Below are 19,199 nucleotides of genomic sequence, written 5' to 3' on the forward strand. Positions count from 1 at the left end.
TAGTGCGTCTTGATCGGACGCCGGCCGGATCACGGTCACCCTCGCATCAGGAGCGCGGCCAGTTCGTCGAGGGCGGTACGGTCGACGCCGCCCGGCAGCAGCGGGAGCTCGACCATCGGTCGGCCGAGCTCGGCCAGCTCCAGCCGCAGCGACTCCTCCAGCTCCCGCCGGGTCAGGTGCGCCTGGGCCTCGGTGGCCAGCCGGCTCACCGTGGCCGGGGCGGCCGTCAGCCCGGCCGCGGTCAGGCCCCGCTTGATCTCCGCCTTGGTGGCCTTGCCGCCGGCCAGCAGTGGCGGCCGGGCACCGTTGACCACCACCCGGCCCACCGGGATGTGCAGCGCGGACAGCTCGGTGATGGCGTCCAGGGTCTCCTGGACCGGCATCTCCTCCAGGAGCGTGACCACGTGCACCGCGGTCATCGGTGAGCGCAGCAGCGACGCCACACCCTCGCTCTGCGTCTTGATCGGGCCGACCTTGACCAGGCGGGCGGTCTCCTCGGTCACGTTCAGGAAGCGGCCCACCCGGCCGGTCGGCGGCGCGTCGAGCACCACCGCGTCGTAGACGCGACTGCCGTCCCGGGAGCGGGTGGTCGCCTCCTTCACCTTGCCGGTGAGAAGAACGTCACGCAGGCCCGGGGCGATGGTGGTGGCGAAGTCGATGGCGCCGACCTTGCGCAGCGCCCGCCCGGCCGCGCCGAGCTTGTAGAACATGTCGAGATATTCGAGGAGGGCCTCCTCGGGGTCCACGGCCAGCGCCCGGACCTCGCCGCCGCCGGACGTCTGCGCGACCCGCCGTTCCGCGTAGGGCAGCGGCTCCAGACCGAACAACTGGGCGATGCCCTGCCGGCCCTCCACCTCGACCAGCAGTGTGCGCCGGCCACCGGCGGCCAGACCCAGCGCCAGCGCCGCGGCCACCGTGCTCTTGCCGGTGCCGCCCTTGCCGGTCACCACGTGCAGCCGCTCCGGCCAGTTGCGGTGTTCGCCCATACGTCCCACGTTACGGGCACGTGTCAGGCGACCGGGCATCTGTCAGCCTGCGACCTCGCACACCAACCAGCCGGTCTTGCGTACGACGGTGAACCGGAGATCCTGAGTGGCGGTCCGCTCGTCCTCGGTCGACATGATCACCCGGACGTCGACCCGGGCCCGCTCGTCGTCCCGGTCGGCCACGGCCGGCTCGTCCCAGCGGAAGACCGGACCCTGATAACCGTCGGCGTACGAGCTGATCTGCTCCACCCGGGTGGTGAGTTTCGCCTCGTCCCGGGACTTGCCGCAGACCAGATCGCGTGCGGCGGTCGCGTCCTGCTGGGTGTAGACCGCGGTGAGGAACCGGTTGACCGCGGTGGTCGGGTCCGGCGAGCCGGGCGTGTCGGCGTCCCGGAGCAGGTAGAAGGCGGAGACCGCGCCGCCGCCGCAGAGCGCCAGGGTGGCCACGAACGCCATCGAGAGGAACATCGTGGCGCGCCGCCGCGGGTCGATCCCGGGCAACCGTCCGATCGCCGGGCCCACCCAGATCGGTTCCGGCTGCGGCTGGATCTCGGCCGGTGGCGAGTGCTGGTAGGCCAGGTGCTCCGGAGGCGGATGACGCCACTCGCCGGGTTTCTCGTGTCGGGCGTGCCACGGCCCGGTCGGCGGTGGCTGATGCCACACCGCGGGCGCGATCACCTCGGTCGGCACCACCGGATGCTCGGCGGTGTCGACCACCGGCGACATCTCGGCGGTGTGCTCCATCGCCGGGAGATGCGGTGGCTGGGGCGGGATCGGATCCTCGGGTGGTAGGGGCGACGGGGGCTCCGGCTCCGGGGTCGGTGGCGGCTCCGGGTGCCCGCCCGGTTCGTTCTGCGTCATGTCATCCTCCGCTCATCGCAATCAGTGATGGCATGGGCGCTCTACGTGCACAAACTCCGCTCAGCCTAACCAACCAGCCGGTCGCCCGCGTCCTAAGCTGTGCCGGTATCCGACGAACAGGAGAGCGCAAGCCATGCAGAAGTGGGAGTACGTGACCGTGCCCCTGCTGGTCCACGCGACCAAGCAGATCCTCGACAACTGGGGCGAGGACGGCTGGGAGCTCGTCCAGGTCGTCCCCGGGCCGAACCCGGAGCAGCTCGTCGCCTATCTGAAGCGGCCCAAGTCATGACCACCCCGGCTCCGATCGCCGGTGAGGGTGGGGTGGACGCGTACGCCAAGCTCACCGAGCTGGGTCTGACCCTGCCGACGGTGGTGGCGCCGGTCGGGTCCTACGTGCCGGCCGTCCAGTCCGGCAACTACGTCTACACCTCGGGCCAGCTCCCGTTCGTCGACGGCAAGCTGCCGCAGACCGGCAAGGTCGGCGACGAGGTCACCGTCGAGGAGGCGGCCGGCCTGGCCCGGCTGTGCGCCATCAACGCGCTCGCCGCGATCGACGCCCTGGTCGGCCTCGGACGGGTCGTCAAGATCGTCAAGGTGGTCGGGTTCGTCGCGTCGGCGCCCGGGTTCACCGCTCAGCCGGCCGTGATCAACGGCGCGTCCGACCTGTTCGGCGCGGTCCTCGGCGAGCAGGGCCGGCATGCCCGCAGCGCGGTCGGTGTGGCCGAACTGCCGCTCGGCGCTCCGGTCGAGGTCGAGGTCATCGCCGAGGTGGCGTGATCTTGCGATGATTCGGGCGCATTTGCTCACCGTTGGTGACCGGATCGGACATCGTGTCTCGGTCATGGTCGCCGGACCGACGTACGATTCGGGTCATGGGGGCTGCTGAGCCCGAGTCGGCCGAGGTCGACCGGCTACCGGGTTGGGTGACGCTGCTGCCGGCGCCCAACCCGGGGCCGATGACGCTGGACGGCACCAACACCTGGATCCTGCGGGCGCCCGGCGCCGAGCGGGCCACCGTCGTGGACCCCGGTCCGCTGGACGAGGGGCATCTGCGGCGGATCGCCGAGCACGGCCCGATCGGGACCATCCTGATCACACACGGTCATCACGATCACGTCGAGGGGGCGGCCCGGCTCTCCGAGCTGCTCGGCGGCGCTCCGGTGCGGGCCGGTTCACCCGTGCACTGCCTGGGTGGTGAGCCGTTCGACCCGCGGGAGTCCCTGGACGGGAACGGGTTGGAAATACGGGTGCTGGAGACTCCGGGGCACACCAGCGACTCGGTGTCCTTCTTCGTCGAGTTCGGGGACGAGTCCGTGATGTTCACCGGTGACACCATGCTCGGCCGCGGTACCACGGTGGTCGCCCCGCCCGACGGCGATCTCGGGGCTTACCTGGACAGCCTGGAGCTGCTCAGCGCGTACCCCCGGGCGTTGATGTTGCCGGGCCACGGACCCGCCCGCAGCGACACCGCCGAGCGTGCCCGCTTTTATCTCGATCATCGCCGGGAGCGCCTGGCGCAGGTGACGGCCGCCCTGGCGGCCGGAGCCGAGACGCCCGCCGCCGTCGTCGACCTGGTCTATCCCGATCTCGACCCGGCCCTGCGGTTCGCCGCCGAGTGGTCCGCGGCGGCGCAGCTCGAATACCTGCGCCGGGAGCAGCCGTGACCTGCCCGGTCTGCGGGACCGTCCCGGTTCCCGGCGCACGCTTCTGTCATCACTGTGGCGCCGGGCTGCCGGCCGCCGCACTGCTCCCGGCCGCCGAGCGGCGCATCGTCACGGTGCTCTTCGGTGACCTCTCCGACTTCACCTCGTTCTCCGAGGACCTCGATCCGGAACGGGTCGGCGCGGTCACCGACCGGGTGCTGGCCTCGCTGGCCGGGGCGGTGAAGACGTTCGGTGGGCACGTCGACAAGCTCACCGGCGACGGCATCATGGCGGTCTTCGGCGCGCCGGTGGCCCATGAGGACGACGCCGAGCGCGCCGTCCGGGCCGCCCTGAGCATGCAGCGCGCGGTCCGCCGGGTGCTCGACGACGAGCGCGGCGGCGGCGCGCCACTCGGCCTGCGCATCGGGCTGAACACCGGCGAGGTGGTCGCCGGCGTGCAGGCCGGTATCGAGTACACGGTGATCGGCGACACGGTCAACACCGCGGCTCGGCTGGCCGACGCCGCGGCGATCGGCACGGTCTACGCCGGCGAGCGGACCAGTGCGGGGACTCGGCACGTCGCCTCCTGGCGGCAGCTGCGGCCACTGCGTCTCAAGGGCAAGCGCGAGCCGGTTCCGACGTACGAGCTACTCGGTCTGCACGACGCCCCCGGCACCCGGTCCGGCCTCGGTGACGAGGCACCGTTCGTGGGCCGGGAGGCCGAGCTGGGCCGGTTCTCCGGCCGGCTGGCCGAGGCGATCGACACCGGCATCCCCAAGATCCTGGTGATGACCGCGGAGGCGGGCATCGGCAAGTCCCGGTTCGCCGGTGAGGTCAAACGCCTGGCCACCGGTTACTCCGGGCAGGGCCAGGCGGCCCGGGTGCTGCGGGTGCGCTGCCGGGCCTTCGGCGAGCGACGGCGGTACGCGCCTCTGGCCGACCTGGTCCGCAAGGCCGCCGGTCTGCCGAAGGACGTGGCCACCACGGTCGCCCGCACGGTCGCCGACGAGCGGCTGCGCAAGCTGGCCGGCCGGCTCAACGTCACGCTCGACAACGACCGGCTGCTGGTGCTGCTCGGGTACGGCGAGGCCCCGGACCGGACGGTGGGGCCGACCGCGCCCGCCGACCGTCCGGCCAGCGCCCGCCGGATCGACGCCGAGGCCATCTCGATCGCCGTCGCCGACCTGTTCAACGCGCTCGCCGCTGAGGAACCGCTGGTGGTGATCGTGGACGACTTGCACGACGCCACCGACACCACCCTGGAGGCGATCGGCCTCACCCTGAACCAGCTGGACGGCCCGGTCGTGGCGCTGCTGCTCGGCCGTCCCGAGCTGGTGCGGACAGCCGGCGCGATGACCCGGCTCGCCGACGCCGAGGTGCACAGCCTGCCTCCGCTGCGCGGCGCCGACGCGTCCCGGCTGCTCACCTCCTACCTGCACGGCGGCAAGCTGCCCCCGGCCGACAGCGACCGGCTGCTCGCCAACGCCCAGGGCAACCCGTTCTACCTGGCCGAGATGGTCACCCTGCTGATGGAGCGGGGAGCGCTCACCCCGGCGGTCGGCGCCAACGCGGCCGGCCGTTGGCAGTTGGCCGCCGGTTCGCTCGGCAGCCGCCTGCTCTCCCGTGACCTGGCCGCGGTCCTCGCCGCCCGGATCGACGCGCTCTCCCCGGAGCCGCGTTCGGTGCTGCGAGACGCGTCGGTGGCCGGGACGACGGTGCCCAACGGTGTGCTGGAGGCACTCCAGGAGCGGCGGGCGGTCGCCGACACCCGACCCGGTGTGGTCGTCGCGGTCGAGTTGGAGCGTGCCGTCGACGAGCTGCTCCAGCGCCGCATGCTGCATCGTTCACGGTCCGGCGGCTACCAGTTCAGCACCCCGCTGATGCGCGAGGCGGCGTATGCCGGGATCGGCAAGGGCGACCTGGCCGAGCGACACGCGTACCTGGCCTCCTGGGCGGCGCCGGAGAGTGTCACCGAGCCCGGCAACGACGGCGCGGTCCGGCTCAACCTGACCGGCGGCGAGCGGGACGCGTTCATCGCCACACACGCCGAGCACGCGGTCGAGTTGGCCGACGCGGTGCGCCTGCGACCGGAGGCGGCGCCGCGTGACGTGGCACCGCTCGGCGTAGCGGCGCTCGGTCGGCTGGCCCGGCGGGCCCTTGCCGACATCGAGCCGGCCGCCGCCATCGATTATGCGGAGCGCGCCACCGTCCTGGCCAAGGGTGACCTGCCACTGTCGGATCAGCTGGTGCTGGCCCGCGCGCAGCTGCGTCTGGGCCGCGCCGAGCTGGCCCTGGCCCTGGGCGAGAAGATCGCGGTGGCCGCGGCCGAGGAGCCGGTCTGCAAAGCCGAGGCGATGATCGTGGTGGGCCGGGCCTATGAGGCGCTCGGTGACACCGGCCGGGCGGTCACCTCCTGGCAGGAGGCGCTCGACGTGGCGACCGAGGCCCAGCTGCTGCCGGAGCGGGCCAACGCGATGCGCCGGCTCGGTATGGCCGACTTCCTGAACGGGCGGCTCAGCCAGGCCAGTAGCCGGTTCGCGGCGGCGTACCAGGTGACACTGGCGGCCGGGGACCGGCACGGGCAGGCCTGGGCGCTGCAGAGCCTGGCCTGGGTGACCACCACCCGCGGCGACTTCGCCGGCACCGACGCGGTGCTGGGCCGGGCCGCGCGGCTCTTCGCCGAGCTCGGTGACCCGGTCGGGCGGGCCTGGCTGCGCGGCACCACGGCGTTCGCCCGGCTGCTGGCCGGCCGGTTGCAGGAGGCCCGGCGGCTGGCCCGGCTGTTCCTGCCGTTCGGGGACCGGGTCGGTGAGGGCTGGGCGGTCGGCACACTGCGGGTCGTCGAGGCGTATGCGGCGGCCGAACTCGGCGATCTCGGCGCGGCCGACGGTCAGGCGCGCCGGGCGTACCGGGAGTTCCTGGAGGTCTCCGACGACTGGGGCTGCGGGTTGGCGCTGGTGGTGCGGGGTGCGATCGCCCGCGGGCTGAACGAGCTGGACCACGCCACCGACCTGCTCACCGACGCACTCGGGTACGCCGATCGGACCGGGCATCCACTGCTGCTCGGGATGGCCGGGACACTGCGCGGGTTCGTCGCCCTGCAGCGGGGTGACCTGGAGACCGCCGAGGCCGACGCGCGCCGGGTGATGACCGCGGTCGAGCCGCACAATCCGCTGGCCCCGGCCCAGGTGGGCCCGCGGGTGCTGCTGGCCGAGGCACGGGCCAGGGCCGGGGACGCGTCGACCGCGGTCGGGCTGCTCGCGCCGATAGCCAGTGACACCTCCACGCCGTCGCTGCTGTTCTCTCGGCGGCACGCGCTGGCGTCCTATGCCTCGGCGCTGCTCGCGGACGGCCGGGTGGACACCGCGCTCACCTGGGTCGAGCGGGCCGCCGCCGCGCCGGCCGAGGATGTGCGCAGTAGTGTGATCTCCGCCATGGTCCGGGCCCGTGTGCTCGCCGCCGCCGATCGTTGCGAGGAAGCAAGGGCTTCAGCGGACGAAGCGGTGCGATTGGCGCACTCGACCGAACAGTCGAGCGAGCGGGCGGCCGCCGAGGACCTGCGGAAAACCCTCGCGGTCACGGTTGTCGAGGAAACTGTCGCGTACGCGTCTGACGTGCCCGGATGATCTTCCGGCGGACTGGCGTATTTTCTATTCCGTGACGGAGACTCCGCCTGGTGCCCTGCCCGTACCGTACGTGCCAGGCATGTCCGGATTGTCGGTCATGGCGCGTGGTGGTTATGCCACCGTGTATCGCGCCACCCAGGATTCGGTGGGGCGCGACGTCGCCATCAAAATGGAGAACCGGACTCTCGACAACCCGCGCGACCAGGCCCGCTTCCTTCGCGAGGCACGGGCGGCCGGGCGCATGTCGTCGCACCCGCACGTGGTCGACCTGTTCGACGTCGGTGTCACGGTCGACCAACACCCCTACCTGATCATGGAGTTGTGCGACGGGTCGTATCTGGATCGCATGCGCGTCGCCCCGCTCAACCCGGTCGAGGCCCGCGACGTCGGCATCAAGATCGCTGACGCGCTCGTGCACTCACACGCCAACGGGGTGCTGCACCGCGATGTGAAACCGGCCAACATCCTGTATTCGGAGTTCAACGCGGCGGTCCTCGCCGACTTCGGCCTGGCCGTCCTCGGTGAGATGCGTGACTCGTCGGTGACCCTCGAGGTGCTCACCCCGGCCTACGCGCCGCCGGAGATGTTCCGCCACGACACCCCGTCCGGCGCCGCCGACGTCTACGCGCTCTGCGCCACCCTCTACGCGGTGATGAGCGGCCGACCACCGCGCTGGGCGACCAACCGCAGCCCCAGCCTGCTCACCCTGATGGATCTCTTCCACCAGCCGATCCCCGACCTGCCGACCGCGCCACGGGCCCTGACCGACGTGCTGCGCTACGGGATGAACAACGATCCCGGCGCCCGGCCGACCGCCGAGCAGCTCCGCGACCTGCTCAACAACCTGCATTTGGACCCGAGCACCCCGCAGCCGCCGCCGACCGTCTACCGCTCGACGTCGACAAACCATGTGCCACCGCCACGACCGCGGCCGATCCCACCGAGCACGCCGACTCTCGACGAGACCCCGACGGTTCAGCACGATTCGGGCCGCAAGGGTTTCTTCCAGAAATGGTTCGGCAGCTAGAGATCTTCCGTAATCAGGGGTCCTTCGCGCTGGGGCGCTCACCGTTGCCTCAAAGCGCTTGAGGCAACGGTGAGCACCCCATGGCGTTCAACTGGACGCTGACGCCCGTGGGCCTCCCGGCCGGACCGGTTTCACTTGGCTGTCAGTTTCACTGTGCCGCTGGTGCCGGTGGCGTTGTAGCCGCCGCCGGCGACGACCACCCGAAGGTTCCAGGTGCCGCGTTTGAAGGCACGGTTGAACACGTAGGAACCGGTCTTGGTGGTCTTCGTGCTGGTGATGTTGATCCAGCGCGAACCCTTCCGGTACTGCAGGGTCACCTGGACGCCGGCGCGGGCGGGTTTGGCCGTACCAAAAATCTTGATCTTCTTGTCGGCCTTGGGTTTTGTCGTGCTCGCCTTAGCGGTGACCGCGTAGCGGACCGAGAGCCAGGTGTTGGCCGAGGTGGCCGGCCACAGGCCGGTCGAACCCAGGTGGCGGACCCGGATCGCGCTGGTGGTCGCCGATCGGGCGGTGGCCCGCCAGATTCCCTTGCCGTCGGTCTGGACCGTGGCGAAGCGGCTCCACGTGCTCTTCCCGGCGGGCCGGTGCTCGACCACGACGGTGACGCCCGCGACCGGGCTGCTGCCGCGCAGCACCCGGCCACTGACCAGGGACGTCTGGCCGTAGGTGACCGCCGCCGGGGTGGCGCTGATCGGCAGGGCGGGCGGGGCCAGGGTGACGGTCCGCTCCAGACCGTCGCCGATCGTGCTGGTCGCGCGGACCCCGATGGTGTACGTCCGGCGGATGTCCAGCCCGGTGAGGGTCAGCGACCGCGCCTGCCAGTCGTCGAGTCTGGTCTCGGCGCCGCCCGGCAGGACCCGGACCACGTAGCCGTTGGGGAACGCGTCCTCCGGGCCGTATGCCGGCCGTTCCCAGGTCAGCTTCGCGGTGCCGGTGTCGCCACCGGTGACCGTCACGTTCGGCGGGTAGCCGGGCAGTCGGGCCGGGTACACCTCCCACGGGATGGTGGCCGTCGCCACGTTGCGGTCGGCGTCGACGGCGGTCAGCACCACCGTTCCGGAACCCATACCGGTCGGCTTGCCGACGACCGAGGCGACGAAGCGGCCGGACTGCCCGCTCGGCGTGGTCACCCGCAGGGTCAGCCCGTCGGGCAGACCGGTGGCGGTCACCTTGAGCGGGTCGTAGATGTCCGGCAGGTAGTCCGGGTCCTCGATGAAGGTCGCGCCGAAGTTCATGTACGAGTAGCCGCCGAACGGCTCGGTGACCTTCGGGGAGACGTCCACGACGAGCGGCGGACCCTTGATCGACCAGAGCATCATCGCGGCGGCGGAGCGGTTCCCGTCCGAGTCAGTCGCGGTGATGGAACTGACGAAACGCGCTCTGGTGTCGGGTGTGCCGCTGATCAGACCGTCGGCACTGATCGTCACGCCGGACGGCAGGTTGGTGGCGCTGAACGTGATCGGCTGATGCTGCGGGTCACGGGCGGCCAGCTGGATCCGTACCGGCTCGCCGAGCTGCGGGGACGGGGTGCTGTCCGCGAACGGCACGAGTACCGGGGCGCCGTACGGCGTCTGCGAGTCGTCGACCCCGGTCGCCAGCCAGGCCGCGTCGACCGTGCGCCGCTCGGTGCTGTCCGCGCCGTACAGGTCGGCCGCGGCACGCAGGGTCGCCTCCCGGGCGCCCGCGTAGTCGGTGTTGGAGACCATGTAGACGCTGAGCGCGTGGAACCAGATCCGGGCGGCCTTGTCGTTACCGATCCCGGTGACCGGACCGGCCGCACCGCACGGGGTGCTCTCGCCCCACTGCGAGGCGCCGCTGCCGACCGCGAGGTTGTAGAAGAATTTGTTGCCGACCCCCGACGAGTAGTGCACATCGAGGCTCTTGACCGTAGGTGTCCAGCAGGAGGCCGACTTGCCGTCCAGGCTCGGCTCGTCCATCCGGCGCAGGGCCGGATCACGGACGAGGGTGCGCTCGCCGATCAGATAGTCCGGGGCGTCGACCGGGTTGTTCGCGTAGAACTCGACGAGGGTGCCGAAGATGTCGCTGTTCGACTCGTTGAGCCCGCCCGGCTCGCCGGCGTAGACGAAGTCGGCGGTCTGATCGGTGAGGCCGTGTGCCAACTCGTGGGCCACGATGTCGATCGTGGTGAACGGCTCCTCGCCCGGCTCGCCGTCACCGAAGAGCATGCAGTCGCAGGCGCTGCGCCACGAGGCGTTGCCGTAGTCGACGCCGCGATGGACGTAGGCCGTCACACCCTTGCCGTCGTCGGCGAGACCACTGCGCCCGAACGTCTCCTTCAGATAGTCCCAGGTCTCGGCCATGCCGTAGAGCACGTCGACGGCGACGGTGGCCCGGTCGGCGCGGGTGCCGTCACCCCAGACGTCGTCGGCGTCGGTGAACTCGGCGAACTTGCCGATCGAGAAGTCGTGCCAGCCGTTCAGGCCGTCGTGGACGGTGTTGCCGCCGCGGTCCGGGTCGATCAGGGCGTAGGTGCCGTCGTCACGGCGGGTGGTACCCAGCTGCACATCGCCGACGTGCAGGCCGTGCCCGGTGCCGGTTTCGGCGGTGTGCACGGTGTCGTAGGACAGGCGGATCCGCCCGGTCGTCGCGTCGACGATCACCACCTTCGTCGCCCCGGTGACCTCCCAGGCCAGCGCCGGCTCGCCGTCGAGGGCGTCGACGACCTTGCGCGCTTCCACCTTTCCGGTCAGAGCGGCCACGTCGAGCGCCTGCTTCCGGCTCACCTTCGCGGTCTCCGGGACGTCGATCAGGCGGTCCTGGGCCACTGTCGCGTCGGTGAACCGTCCGTTCGCGTCGGTGTGGACCACGAAGTCGCCGCCCAGAACCGGCAGGCCCCGATGGGTACGGTTGAACCGGACGTGCCGGTCACCGTCCGCTCCGACCACGGCATCGACGGCCTGGTACTTTTCGCCCGGTCCGGACTTCACGGCGGCGGCGTTGCGGCTCACCACGGAACGGGCCTCGTCCACGGCCGCGCTGCGGGTGACCCGCGGCTTCGGTGTCGTCGTCGTGGTCGGCGTCGAGGCCGGGGCCGGTGCCGCCGTTGCCGGCTCGCCGGCCTTGCTGTTCTCCCCGGCGGCTCTGTTCTCCCCGGCGGCCGTGCATCCGCCACCGGCCAGAGCCAGTGCGGCGGTGGCCGCGATCAGGACACGGCGATGCCGCGATGCCATCTTCATGTTCCCCCGTCGATATCGAAGACGGTGGAACGATACCGGAGCGACGCGATCGGCGCTGGCGCGTCACTCCGGGTCGAGAACGGCCAGCAGCTCGCCGGTGTCCACTTCGGCCCCCGGCTGCACCGGCAGTGACGAGACCACCCCGGCCGACGGCGCGTGCACCGGATGCTCCAGCTTCATCGCCTCCAGCGTGAGCAGCAGTTCACCGGCCCGGACCCGTTGACCGGGAACGACCAGGATCCGGCGCACCGCACCCGGAAGCGGCGCGATCAGCGAGCTCTCCGCGGCCTCCGGAGCGGGCAGCGGGAACCGGGAGATCTCCCGCAGCGCGACCGACCCCTCTGGACTGTCCACATACGAGACGTCGCCGACCCGGTGGACGTGCACCGCCATCCGAATGCCCTGCACGTTGAGGACGACCCGGCCGGCGTCGGCCGACACCACGACCACCGCCGGGTGCTCGTCGGCGACCGGGGCCTGGCCCAGCCCGGCCAGATCCAGTTCCTCCGGGTCGACCGCGCGGACCCACCAGCCGGCCAGGTCGCCCCGGCGGTTCATCCGGTAGCCGACTTCGACCGGGCCGGTCGGTCCGTCGTACACCGCCGTCTGGGAGATCGATGGAACGTTGCGCCAGCCGGACGGCAGCGAGTTGAGGACCGGCGCCGCCGCCCGCCGCGCCGCGGCGCCGGCGAGGGCGGCCGCCAGGCAGGAGAGACGCACGGCGTCGACCGAGGAGAGCAGCGGCGCGAAGACCTCCGCATGCCGGTCCAGGAATCCGGTGTCCAGATCACCGGCGCGGAACGCGTGGTGCCGCAACACCCGGACCAGCAGGTCGCGGTTGGAGACGACCCCGTGCAGATGGGTACGGGCCAGCGCCGACGCGAGCATCCGGGCGGCCTCCTGACGGCTCGGCGCCCACGCCACCAGCTTGGCCAGCATCGGATCGTGGTGCATCCCGATCACCGACCCGTCCGCGACTCCGGCGTCCAGGCGCAGGCCGGGCTGGGGGAGCGGCCGGAACCAGCCGGCGATGTCCGGAACCGCGAACCGGTGCAGGGTGCCGGCCGCCGGCAGCCACGCGTAGGCCGGGTCCTCGGCACAGATCCGCACCTCGATGGCGTGCCCGCGGATCGGCGGCGGACCCGGCATCGGCACGCTGCCACCTTCCGCCACCAGCAACTGGAGGCGGACCATGTCGTACCCGGAGACGCACTCGGTGACCGCGTGATCGGCCTGCAGGGTCGGGGTGAGCTCGATGAACCAGAAGTCGCCCTGCCCGTCGAGCAGGAACTCGACCGCACCCGACCCGACGTAGCCGAGCGCCCGGACCGCGATGATCGCCGCCCGGCACAGGTCCTCCCGCAGGCCCGGGTCGACCGCCGGGGACGGGCTCTCCTCGATGATCTTCTGGTAACGGCGCTGGACCGAGCACTCCCGCTCACCGAACGGCACGACCGCGCCCTGGGCGTCGGCCAGGATCGGGACCTCGATGTGGCGGGCGTTGCCGACGTACGGCTCGCAGAACACCTCCCCGCCGACCTCGCGACGAGTCGAGGCGATCGCCTCGGCCAGGGTGCTCGCGTCCCGTACCACCCGAATGCCGTGCCCGCCGGTGCCCGCGGCCGGCTTGATCAGCACCGGGAACCCGGGCACCTGCTCCGGGTCGGTGAAGGTCGGCAGAACCGGGACCTGCGCCTCGGCGACCAGCTTCTTCGTCTCGATCTTGTCGGCCAGCGTGCGCAGCGTGGCCGGTGGCGGTCCGGCCCAGATCATCCCGGCGTCGACCACGGCCTGGGCGAAGTCCGGGTCCTCGGCGAGCAGACCGATCCCCGGATGTACGGCGTTGGCGCCGGCCCGCTGAGCGGCCGCGATCAGTGCCTCGGTCTGCAGGTAGGTCGCCGACGGGGTGTTGCCCGGCAGATGAACCGCGTAGTCCGCCTCGATGACGTGCGGCGCGTCGGTGTCGACGTCGGAGTAGACGGCCACCGTCTCGATGCCGACCAGCCTGCACGTGGCGAACACCCGGCGGGCGACCTCTCCACGGTCGGCCACCAGAAGTCGTCGGATCACTGGTCTACCTTTCAAGATCGGAACACGCCGACGTGCCCGGCACCCACCACGGCCGCGCTGTGCACCGCGGAGAGACAGAGGCCGAGGACGGTACGGGTGTCGCGTGGGTCGATGACGCCGTCATCGGCTCGACTCGTGTCGGCACTCCGGTCGGCCGACGGCCAACTGAATCGGAACCGCGGCTCGTCGGTGCGTTCGCCGGTGACGCCGCCCACGGTCAGGACCAGGTGGGGGACCGTCGAGCGGGCTATCGCGTGCGCCATCGGGGCGTCGTGCCTGGTGTCGTGCTCCTCCTCGGCCGGCGTGCCGATGTGCCGCAGGAACAGCACCGGAGTGGCCGTGGTGTTCGCCATGTGCAGGAAGTGGACGACCTTCTGTGCCTCGGCCGCCGAACACGACCGGACCGGGCCGGCCAGCACTCCGAGCGGGTATCCGTGCAGCTCACCCCATCCGGCCACCATCGCCGTACCGTGGCCCGGTTTGAACTCGTCGAAGTCGCTGCCGTCCAGGATCCGGGCGAACACCTCGCGCGGCTCGAACCTGGCCGGCTCCGCGGCGGCCAGCGTGAGCAGGCCCTCCGAGTCGTACCGGGGCGGGAGCGGGCAGCGGGTGCGCGGCTGCGGGCCGAGCTTGCGCCAGTTGAGCCGCCGGACACATTGCCGGGCCAGGCGCAGTCCGTCCCGTTCGTCCTCGGCGAGCTGGTCGGCCGGTCCGGTCGGGCCGGCCGGCACCACCGGAGTGGCGCGCACGTCCACGCTCGCGTGACCGTTTATCGGCTGCGGGTGGATCGTCAGCACCTTCGCGTGACCGCGTACCCGGATCGTGTAGTCGGAGAGCGCCGGCAGATAGGCGGCGTCACCCGTGGTGGCGCCGAACACCACACAGATCGACGGGACCAGGTCGGGCGGGAACAGTCCGCCGACCGAGCCACTGTCACCGGCCGACTCGACCAGGTTGATCAGGGGTAGCCGGTTCATCGTGGCGATCGCGGTGGCCCGCCGGATCTTCTCGGCGGTGTACGGGTTGACCGCCCCCTCGTCGACCGTCGGATCGTTCGCGACCACGACACACTCGACGCCCTCGACCACACCGACCCCGGTGACCACACTCGCACCGACCGGGAACTCCGAGCCCCACGCCGCGACCGGGCACAACTCGAGGAACGGGCTGTCCTGGTCGAGCAGCATCTCGATGCGTTCCCGGGGCAGCAGTTTGCCCCGTGCGTGATGCCGGGTCACGTACTTCTCGCCGCCCCCGGCCCGGGCGTCGTCGAGGGCGGACTCCAGCGCGGCGAGGCGTTCCAGGGTGGTCCCGCGCCCCTCCAGATAGGCGGGGTCACGCGGGTCCAGCGTGGTGTCGAGCACGGTCATCTCGCCACACCCCTGCCTGCCTTCAATGCCGCGCCCTCTCCTGTCCGCACCGATGCCTCTCGGCCACCTCCGTAACGAGTGGCCGAGGTGATGCGACACGGACCTGTGGGACAGCACGACTAAGGGGCTGTCCGGTGAAGGACAGCCCCTGGGAGGCGATGGTCAGACGCGCGCGCGGCGCGCCAGGCGCTCCGGGTCGAGGATGATCACGCTCTTGCCGTCGAGGCGCAGCCACGCCCGCGAGGCGAAGTCGGCGAGCGCCTTGTTGACCGTCTCCCGCGAGGCACCGACCAGCTGGGCCAGCTCCTCCTGGGTGAGGTCATGGGTCACCCGCAGGACGCCGCCGTCACGGGTGCCGAAGCGGCCCGCCATCTGCAGCAGGTTCTTCGCGACGCGACCGGGCACGTCGGTGAAGATCAGGTCGGCGAGCGCGTCGTTGGTGCGGCGCAGCCGGCGGGCCAGGACGCGGAGCAGCTGCTCGGCGATCTCCGGCCGGTTGTTCAGCCACGGACGCAGCGACGACTTCTTCAACCGGGCCAGGCGGCTGTCGGTCACCGCGGTGGCGGTGGCCGTACGCGGCCCGGGGTCGAAAAGGGAAAGCTCGCCGAGCATGTCGGAGGGCCCCATGATGGAAACGAGGTTCTGCCGGCCGTCAGCGGCTCGGCGACCGAGCTTGATCTTGCCGGACAGAACGATATACAGGCTGTCGCCGGCCTCGCCCTCGTTGAAGACCACGTCGCCCTTGCGGACTTCGATCGTGTCCATCTCCTTGGCGAGCGCCTCAGCGGCTTCCGGGTCTACACCCTGAAAGATTCCGCTCCGGGCCAGTACCTCATCCATCGCCGCACCTTTCGAAAACGCGCAACGTCTGCGCTCGATCAGTCTAGGCGCACGCGGGCGGGAAACGGGCGGCCACCCCTTGATCCAGATACTGGACGGTAACCGGAAATGCCCTGACCGCTTGTGACAATTCAGCGGTCCGGGCATATCAGGACAGGCCTTTCGTCTGTCGATACCGCTTGCGGGACGACGGTATCGTCCGCGTCGATGAATTCGCACCCCCGGACCCGCCATAAAAACCGGCCCCTTCTGGCTGCCGGTATCGCTACTTTCGTCCTATTCAGTGGCGCTTTGGGGGGTTGTGGTCTCGTCGGAGGCGACTCCGATCCGGTCTGGAACCCACCCGCCTCGTCGCAGCCTGCGGCCGGGGTCAGCGGGAAACCGGTGGAGGAATCCACCTCGGTCGAGTCGATCAGCCTGTCGGCCACCGGCGACATCATCATGGGCGATGCGCCCGACAAGCTGCCCGCCAACGACGGCGAGGGCTTCTTCGACTCGGTGACCGAGGCCCTGAAGTCCGATTTCGTCATGGGCAACCTGGAGCAGCCGCTCACCGGCGACACCGGCACCTCCAAGTGCGGCTCGCCGAAACGGCCCAACTGCTTCGCCTTCCGCTCGCCGCCGAAGTACGCCGAGCACCTCAAGGAGGCCGGGTTCCAGCTGCTCAACACGGCCAACAACCACTCCAAGGACTACGGGACGCAGGGCTACCAGAACACCGTGGAGGCCCTGGAGTCGGCCGGCCTGGAGCACACCGGGGCCGAGGACCAGATCACCGTGGTCGAGGTCAAGGGGATCAAGGTCGCGGTGGTCGGGTTCTCGCCGTACGCGGGCGCCAACAACCTGAACGACCTGGACGCCGCCGCGACCGTCGTCTCTTCCGCGGCGGAGCAGGCCGACCTCGTAGTCGTGCAGGTGCACATGGGCGCCGAGGGCTCGGACAAGACACACGTGAAACCGGGCAACGAGCTGTTCTTCGGCGAGAACCGGGGCGATCCGATCAAGTTCAGTCACACCGTGATCGACGCCGGGGCCGACCTGGTCGTCGGGCACGGGCCGCACGTGCTCCGGGGCATGGAGTTCTACAAGGGCAAGCTGATCGCCTACAGCCTCGGCAACTTCGCCGGCGGCGGCCGCACCCTGTCCCGCAACGGCGTCCTCAAATACTCCGGCGTGCTGCACGTGTCGCTGACCGCCGAGGGCGACTACGTGGAGGGCAGGTTCGTCTCCACCTACCTCAACGACGCCGGTGTGCCCACCCGGGACAAGGCCGACGAGCGCGGGCGCAAGATGGTCGCCGAGTTGTCCGAGGCCGACTTCGACGACACCGCGGCGGTCATCGGAACCGACGGCAGCATCAAGCCGTCGGCGTGAGCGGCCGACGTACTCTTTACCGGTGACCCGACCCCGCACCGCGACACTCGCGCCCCAGCGCTTCGCGGGCGAGACGGAGCTGGGCCGTAAACGCCGGGCCCGCAAGATGGCCCGGGTGCTCGCCGAGACCCATCCCGACGCGCACTGCGAGCTCGACTTCACCAACCCGCTCGAGCTCGCCGTCGCGACGATCCTGTCCGCGCAGACCACCGATGTGCGGGTCAACCAGGTCACCCCGGAGCTGTTCCGGCGCTACCGCTCGGCGGCCGACTACGCCGCCGCCGACCGTGCCGAGATGGAGACGCTGCTCCGGCCCACCGGCTTCTTCCGGGCCAAGACCAACTCGCTGATCGGGCTCGGTCAGGCGCTGCTCGACCGGCATCGTGGCGAGGTCCCGCGCAAGCTCGATCAGCTGGTCAAGCTACCCGGGATCGGGCGCAAGACGGCGAATGTGGTGCTCGGCAACGCGTTCGGCGTCCCCGGCATCACCGTCGACACCCACTTCCGGCGGCTCACCAACCGCTTCGGCTGGGTCGACGAGCAGGATGAGGTGAAGATCGAGTTCGCCGTGGCCGGGATGATCGAGAAACGCGACTGGACGATGCTGTCGCACCGGGTGATCTTCCACGGGCGGCGGGTCTGCCATTCGCGGACGCCCGCCTGCGGGGCGTGCACGCTGGCCGCCATGTGCCCGTCGTATGGGACCGGGCCGACCGAGGCGGCGCCGGCGGCGAAGCTGTTGAAGGGCCCGCGGGCGCGCGATCTGGCGGCGGCCGCCGGTGTGGATCCCGATCTGGTCCCGGCCGCGGCGGTCGCGGCCCCGGAGGAGCCGTGAGAGGGCCCGTCCCGGCCGGCCTCAGCCGGGCTTCGCGTGTCCCCGGCCTCGGCCGGGCTTCGCGTGTCCGGTCGGGCGTTCCTCGGCTGGTCGGTGCCGCTGTTCTCGGTCTGGTCGCCGCCTTCGGTCTGGCCGGGTGTACCGCCTCGGTCGAGGAGCCGGAGATACCGTCGCCGTTCGCGACCTGCGACGGCCTCACCGGCGGGGCGGTCCCCGAAATCCCGGACATCTCGCTTCGGTGCTTCACCGGCGGCGCCGAGGTGCGGCTACGCGACCTGCGCGGCCCCGCGGTGATCAACATCTGGGGCTCCTGGTGCGGCCCGTGCCGCGAGGAGCTTCCGGTCATGCAGGGCCTCGCCGACCGTGCCGACGGCCGCTTCACCGTGATCGGCGTGGACACCCGCGACGACCGTTCCAGAGCCGCCGACTTCGCCACCGACCGGAGTGTCACCTTTCCGACTCTCTTCGATCCGGAGCAGCGGTTCATCGGTGGGCTGGGTGTGACCATGCTGCCCGCCACCGTCTTCATCAACGCCGATGGGGAGATGTATGTGCATCGCAACGCCATGGACGTCGATCAGTTGATCGAACAGGTGCGGAAACAGTTCGGCGTTACGGTGGCCCGATGAGCCGGGGTGAGGTGCTGGGGCGGCCGGACGGACTGCCCGACTGGTTCGATCCGCTGCTCACCAGGGTCGCCGAGTGCCGCAGCGAAGACTTCACCATGCTGCGCCGCCCGGTCGGCGCCGGCGGCCGATCCAGCGCTGTCCTGGTCCTGATCGGCGAGGACGAGGACCGGCCCGGCCAACCTGACCTGCTGATCCTTCAGCGGGCCGCGACCATGCGCAACCACGCCGGCCAGCCGGCGTTCCCGGGTGGCGCCACCGATCCGGAGGATGCCGACGCCCCGGCCACCGCCCTGCGCGAGGCCAATGAGGAGGTCGGCCTCGACCCGGCCTCGGCCGAGGTGCTGGCGCTGCTGCCGGACCTGTGGATCCCGGTCAGCGGGTTCGTGGTCAGCCCGGTTCTCGCCTGGTGGCGAAAGCCACATCCGGTGCATCCGTTGCAGCCGGCCGAGGTGGCACACGTCGACAGGTTGCCGATCAGTGAACTGGCCGACCCCGCGAACCGTATCCGGGTGCGACATCCGAGTGGCTGGATCGGGCCCGCGTTCCAGATCCGAGGGCTGCTCGTCTGGGGTTTCACGGCTGGGGTGATCGCTGCGTTGCTGGACATGGCCGGTTGGGCGCTCCCCTGGGAGCCGGGCCGCATAGTCGAACTTCCGGACGCCACCGCCCCCGTTCCGGCCGCCCGTGGCGGTGCGCCGGATGAGGTGGTGCCGTGAGATGGCCCCCGACTTCTACGCTGAG

General features: G+C 71.0%; 15 protein-coding genes. 9 read left to right on the forward strand and 6 right to left on the reverse strand.

Annotated elements, in window-relative coordinates; genetic code table 11:
• Positions 1-35: 35 nt before the first annotated feature.
• Positions 36-986 carry an ArsA-related P-loop ATPase gene (locus tag Q0Z83_RS45290; protein WP_317789717.1) on the reverse strand — a complete coding sequence of 317 codons (951 nt, stop codon included), beginning with the start codon at positions 984-986 and terminating at the stop codon, positions 36-38.
• 42 nt (positions 987-1,028) lie between these two features.
• Entirely contained in the window at positions 1,029-1,847 is an 819-nt protein-coding gene (locus tag Q0Z83_RS45295; RefSeq protein WP_317789718.1) for an Rv0361 family membrane protein, read from the reverse strand.
• Between the two features lie 133 nt (positions 1,848-1,980).
• On the opposite strand from Q0Z83_RS45295, the gene Q0Z83_RS45300 reads away from it, so the two are divergent.
• From Q0Z83_RS45300 to Q0Z83_RS45320, 5 genes are all read left to right on the forward strand, one after another.
• Positions 1,981-2,136, forward strand: a complete 156-nt coding sequence (locus tag Q0Z83_RS45300; RefSeq protein ID WP_093619400.1) for a DUF4177 domain-containing protein — start codon at positions 1,981-1,983, stop codon at positions 2,134-2,136.
• The gene (locus Q0Z83_RS45305; protein WP_317789720.1) at positions 2,133-2,624 is read left to right on the forward strand and encodes a RidA family protein; all 492 of its coding nucleotides are present in this window, start codon (positions 2,133-2,135) and stop codon (positions 2,622-2,624) included. Before Q0Z83_RS45300 ends, Q0Z83_RS45305 begins: the two co-directional genes overlap by 4 nt.
• 95 nt (positions 2,625-2,719) lie before the next feature.
• Complete coding sequence (locus Q0Z83_RS45310) at positions 2,720-3,511, forward strand: MBL fold metallo-hydrolase (protein ID WP_317789722.1); 792 nt, start codon at positions 2,720-2,722, stop codon at positions 3,509-3,511.
• Entirely contained in the window at positions 3,508-7,116 is a 3,609-nt protein-coding gene (locus tag Q0Z83_RS45315; protein ID WP_317789723.1) for an adenylate/guanylate cyclase domain-containing protein, read from the forward strand. The genes Q0Z83_RS45310 and Q0Z83_RS45315 overlap by 4 nt, the downstream gene beginning before the upstream one ends.
• A 31-nt stretch (positions 7,117-7,147) precedes the next feature.
• Complete coding sequence (locus Q0Z83_RS45320; RefSeq protein WP_317789724.1) at positions 7,148-8,143, forward strand: serine/threonine-protein kinase; 996 nt, start codon at positions 7,148-7,150, stop codon at positions 8,141-8,143.
• A 131-nt stretch (positions 8,144-8,274) separates the two neighbouring features.
• Here the strand turns inward: Q0Z83_RS45320 and Q0Z83_RS45325 are convergent, their stop codons facing one another.
• The 4 genes from Q0Z83_RS45325 to Q0Z83_RS45340 form a co-directional block, all read right to left on the reverse strand.
• Entirely contained in the window at positions 8,275-11,334 is a 3,060-nt protein-coding gene (locus Q0Z83_RS45325) for a M4 family metallopeptidase (protein ID WP_317789725.1), read from the reverse strand.
• A 69-nt stretch (positions 11,335-11,403) separates the two neighbouring features.
• Positions 11,404-13,410 carry an ATP-binding protein gene (locus tag Q0Z83_RS45330; protein ID WP_317789727.1) on the reverse strand — a complete coding sequence of 669 codons (2,007 nt, stop codon included), beginning with the start codon at positions 13,408-13,410 and terminating at the stop codon, positions 11,404-11,406.
• Between the two features lie 11 nt (positions 13,411-13,421).
• A complete protein-coding gene (locus tag Q0Z83_RS45335; RefSeq protein WP_317789728.1) occupies positions 13,422-14,780 on the reverse strand; it encodes a carboxyl transferase domain-containing protein in 1,359 nt (452 codons plus the stop codon).
• 162 nt (positions 14,781-14,942) lie between these two features.
• On the reverse strand, positions 14,943-15,620 hold the full coding sequence (locus Q0Z83_RS45340) for a Crp/Fnr family transcriptional regulator (RefSeq protein WP_014447921.1): 678 nt from the start codon (positions 15,618-15,620) through the stop codon (positions 14,943-14,945).
• Positions 15,621-15,827: 207 nt separating this feature from the next.
• On the opposite strand from Q0Z83_RS45340, the gene Q0Z83_RS45345 reads away from it, so the two are divergent.
• From Q0Z83_RS45345 to Q0Z83_RS45360, 4 genes are read left to right on the forward strand one after another with little or no spacing between them, the layout of a single operon-like run.
• Positions 15,828-16,994: a CapA family protein gene (locus Q0Z83_RS45345; protein WP_317789733.1), complete on the forward strand. Its 1,167-nt coding sequence runs from the start codon at positions 15,828-15,830 to the stop codon at positions 16,992-16,994.
• A gap of 22 nt (positions 16,995-17,016) precedes the next feature.
• Positions 17,017-17,829 carry an endonuclease III gene (gene nth, locus Q0Z83_RS45350; RefSeq protein ID WP_317789734.1) on the forward strand — a complete coding sequence of 271 codons (813 nt, stop codon included), beginning with the start codon at positions 17,017-17,019 and terminating at the stop codon, positions 17,827-17,829.
• On the forward strand, positions 17,826-18,458 hold the full coding sequence (locus Q0Z83_RS45355; protein ID WP_317789735.1) for a TlpA family protein disulfide reductase: 633 nt from the start codon (positions 17,826-17,828) through the stop codon (positions 18,456-18,458). The genes nth and Q0Z83_RS45355 overlap by 4 nt, the downstream gene beginning before the upstream one ends.
• Positions 18,455-19,174 (forward strand): NUDIX hydrolase, encoded by a 720-nt coding sequence (locus tag Q0Z83_RS45360; RefSeq protein WP_317789736.1) that lies wholly within the window; start codon positions 18,455-18,457, stop codon positions 19,172-19,174. Before Q0Z83_RS45355 ends, Q0Z83_RS45360 begins: the two co-directional genes overlap by 4 nt.
• The last annotated feature ends 25 nt before the right edge of the window (positions 19,175-19,199 follow it).

The organism is Actinoplanes sichuanensis (assembly GCF_033097365.1).
Classification (GTDB): Bacteria; Actinomycetota; Actinomycetes; order Mycobacteriales; family Micromonosporaceae; genus Actinoplanes; species Actinoplanes sichuanensis.

What these genes read in the sequence shown, in the direction of transcription:
- Q0Z83_RS45290 (WP_317789717.1), bottom strand. Translation starts at nt 986, where the DNA reads ATGGGCGAACACCGCAACTGGCCGGAGCGGCTGCACGTGGTGACCGGC.
- Q0Z83_RS45295 (WP_317789718.1), bottom strand. Translation starts at nt 1,847, where the DNA reads ATGACGCAGAACGAACCGGGCGGGCACCCGGAGCCGCCACCGACCCCG.
- Q0Z83_RS45300 (WP_093619400.1), top strand. Translation starts at nt 1,981, where the DNA reads ATGCAGAAGTGGGAGTACGTGACCGTGCCCCTGCTGGTCCACGCGACC.
- Q0Z83_RS45305 (WP_317789720.1), top strand. Translation starts at nt 2,133, where the DNA reads ATGACCACCCCGGCTCCGATCGCCGGTGAGGGTGGGGTGGACGCGTAC.
- Q0Z83_RS45310 (WP_317789722.1), top strand. Translation starts at nt 2,720, where the DNA reads ATGGGGGCTGCTGAGCCCGAGTCGGCCGAGGTCGACCGGCTACCGGGT.
- Q0Z83_RS45325 (WP_317789725.1), bottom strand. Translation starts at nt 11,334, where the DNA reads ATGGCATCGCGGCATCGCCGTGTCCTGATCGCGGCCACCGCCGCACTG.
- Q0Z83_RS45335 (WP_317789728.1), bottom strand. Translation starts at nt 14,780, where the DNA reads ATGACCGTGCTCGACACCACGCTGGACCCGCGTGACCCCGCCTATCTG.
- Q0Z83_RS45340 (WP_014447921.1), bottom strand. Translation starts at nt 15,620, where the DNA reads ATGGATGAGGTACTGGCCCGGAGCGGAATCTTTCAGGGTGTAGACCCG.
- Q0Z83_RS45345 (WP_317789733.1), top strand. Translation starts at nt 15,828, where the DNA reads ATGAATTCGCACCCCCGGACCCGCCATAAAAACCGGCCCCTTCTGGCT.
- Q0Z83_RS45360 (WP_317789736.1), top strand. Translation starts at nt 18,455, where the DNA reads ATGAGCCGGGGTGAGGTGCTGGGGCGGCCGGACGGACTGCCCGACTGG.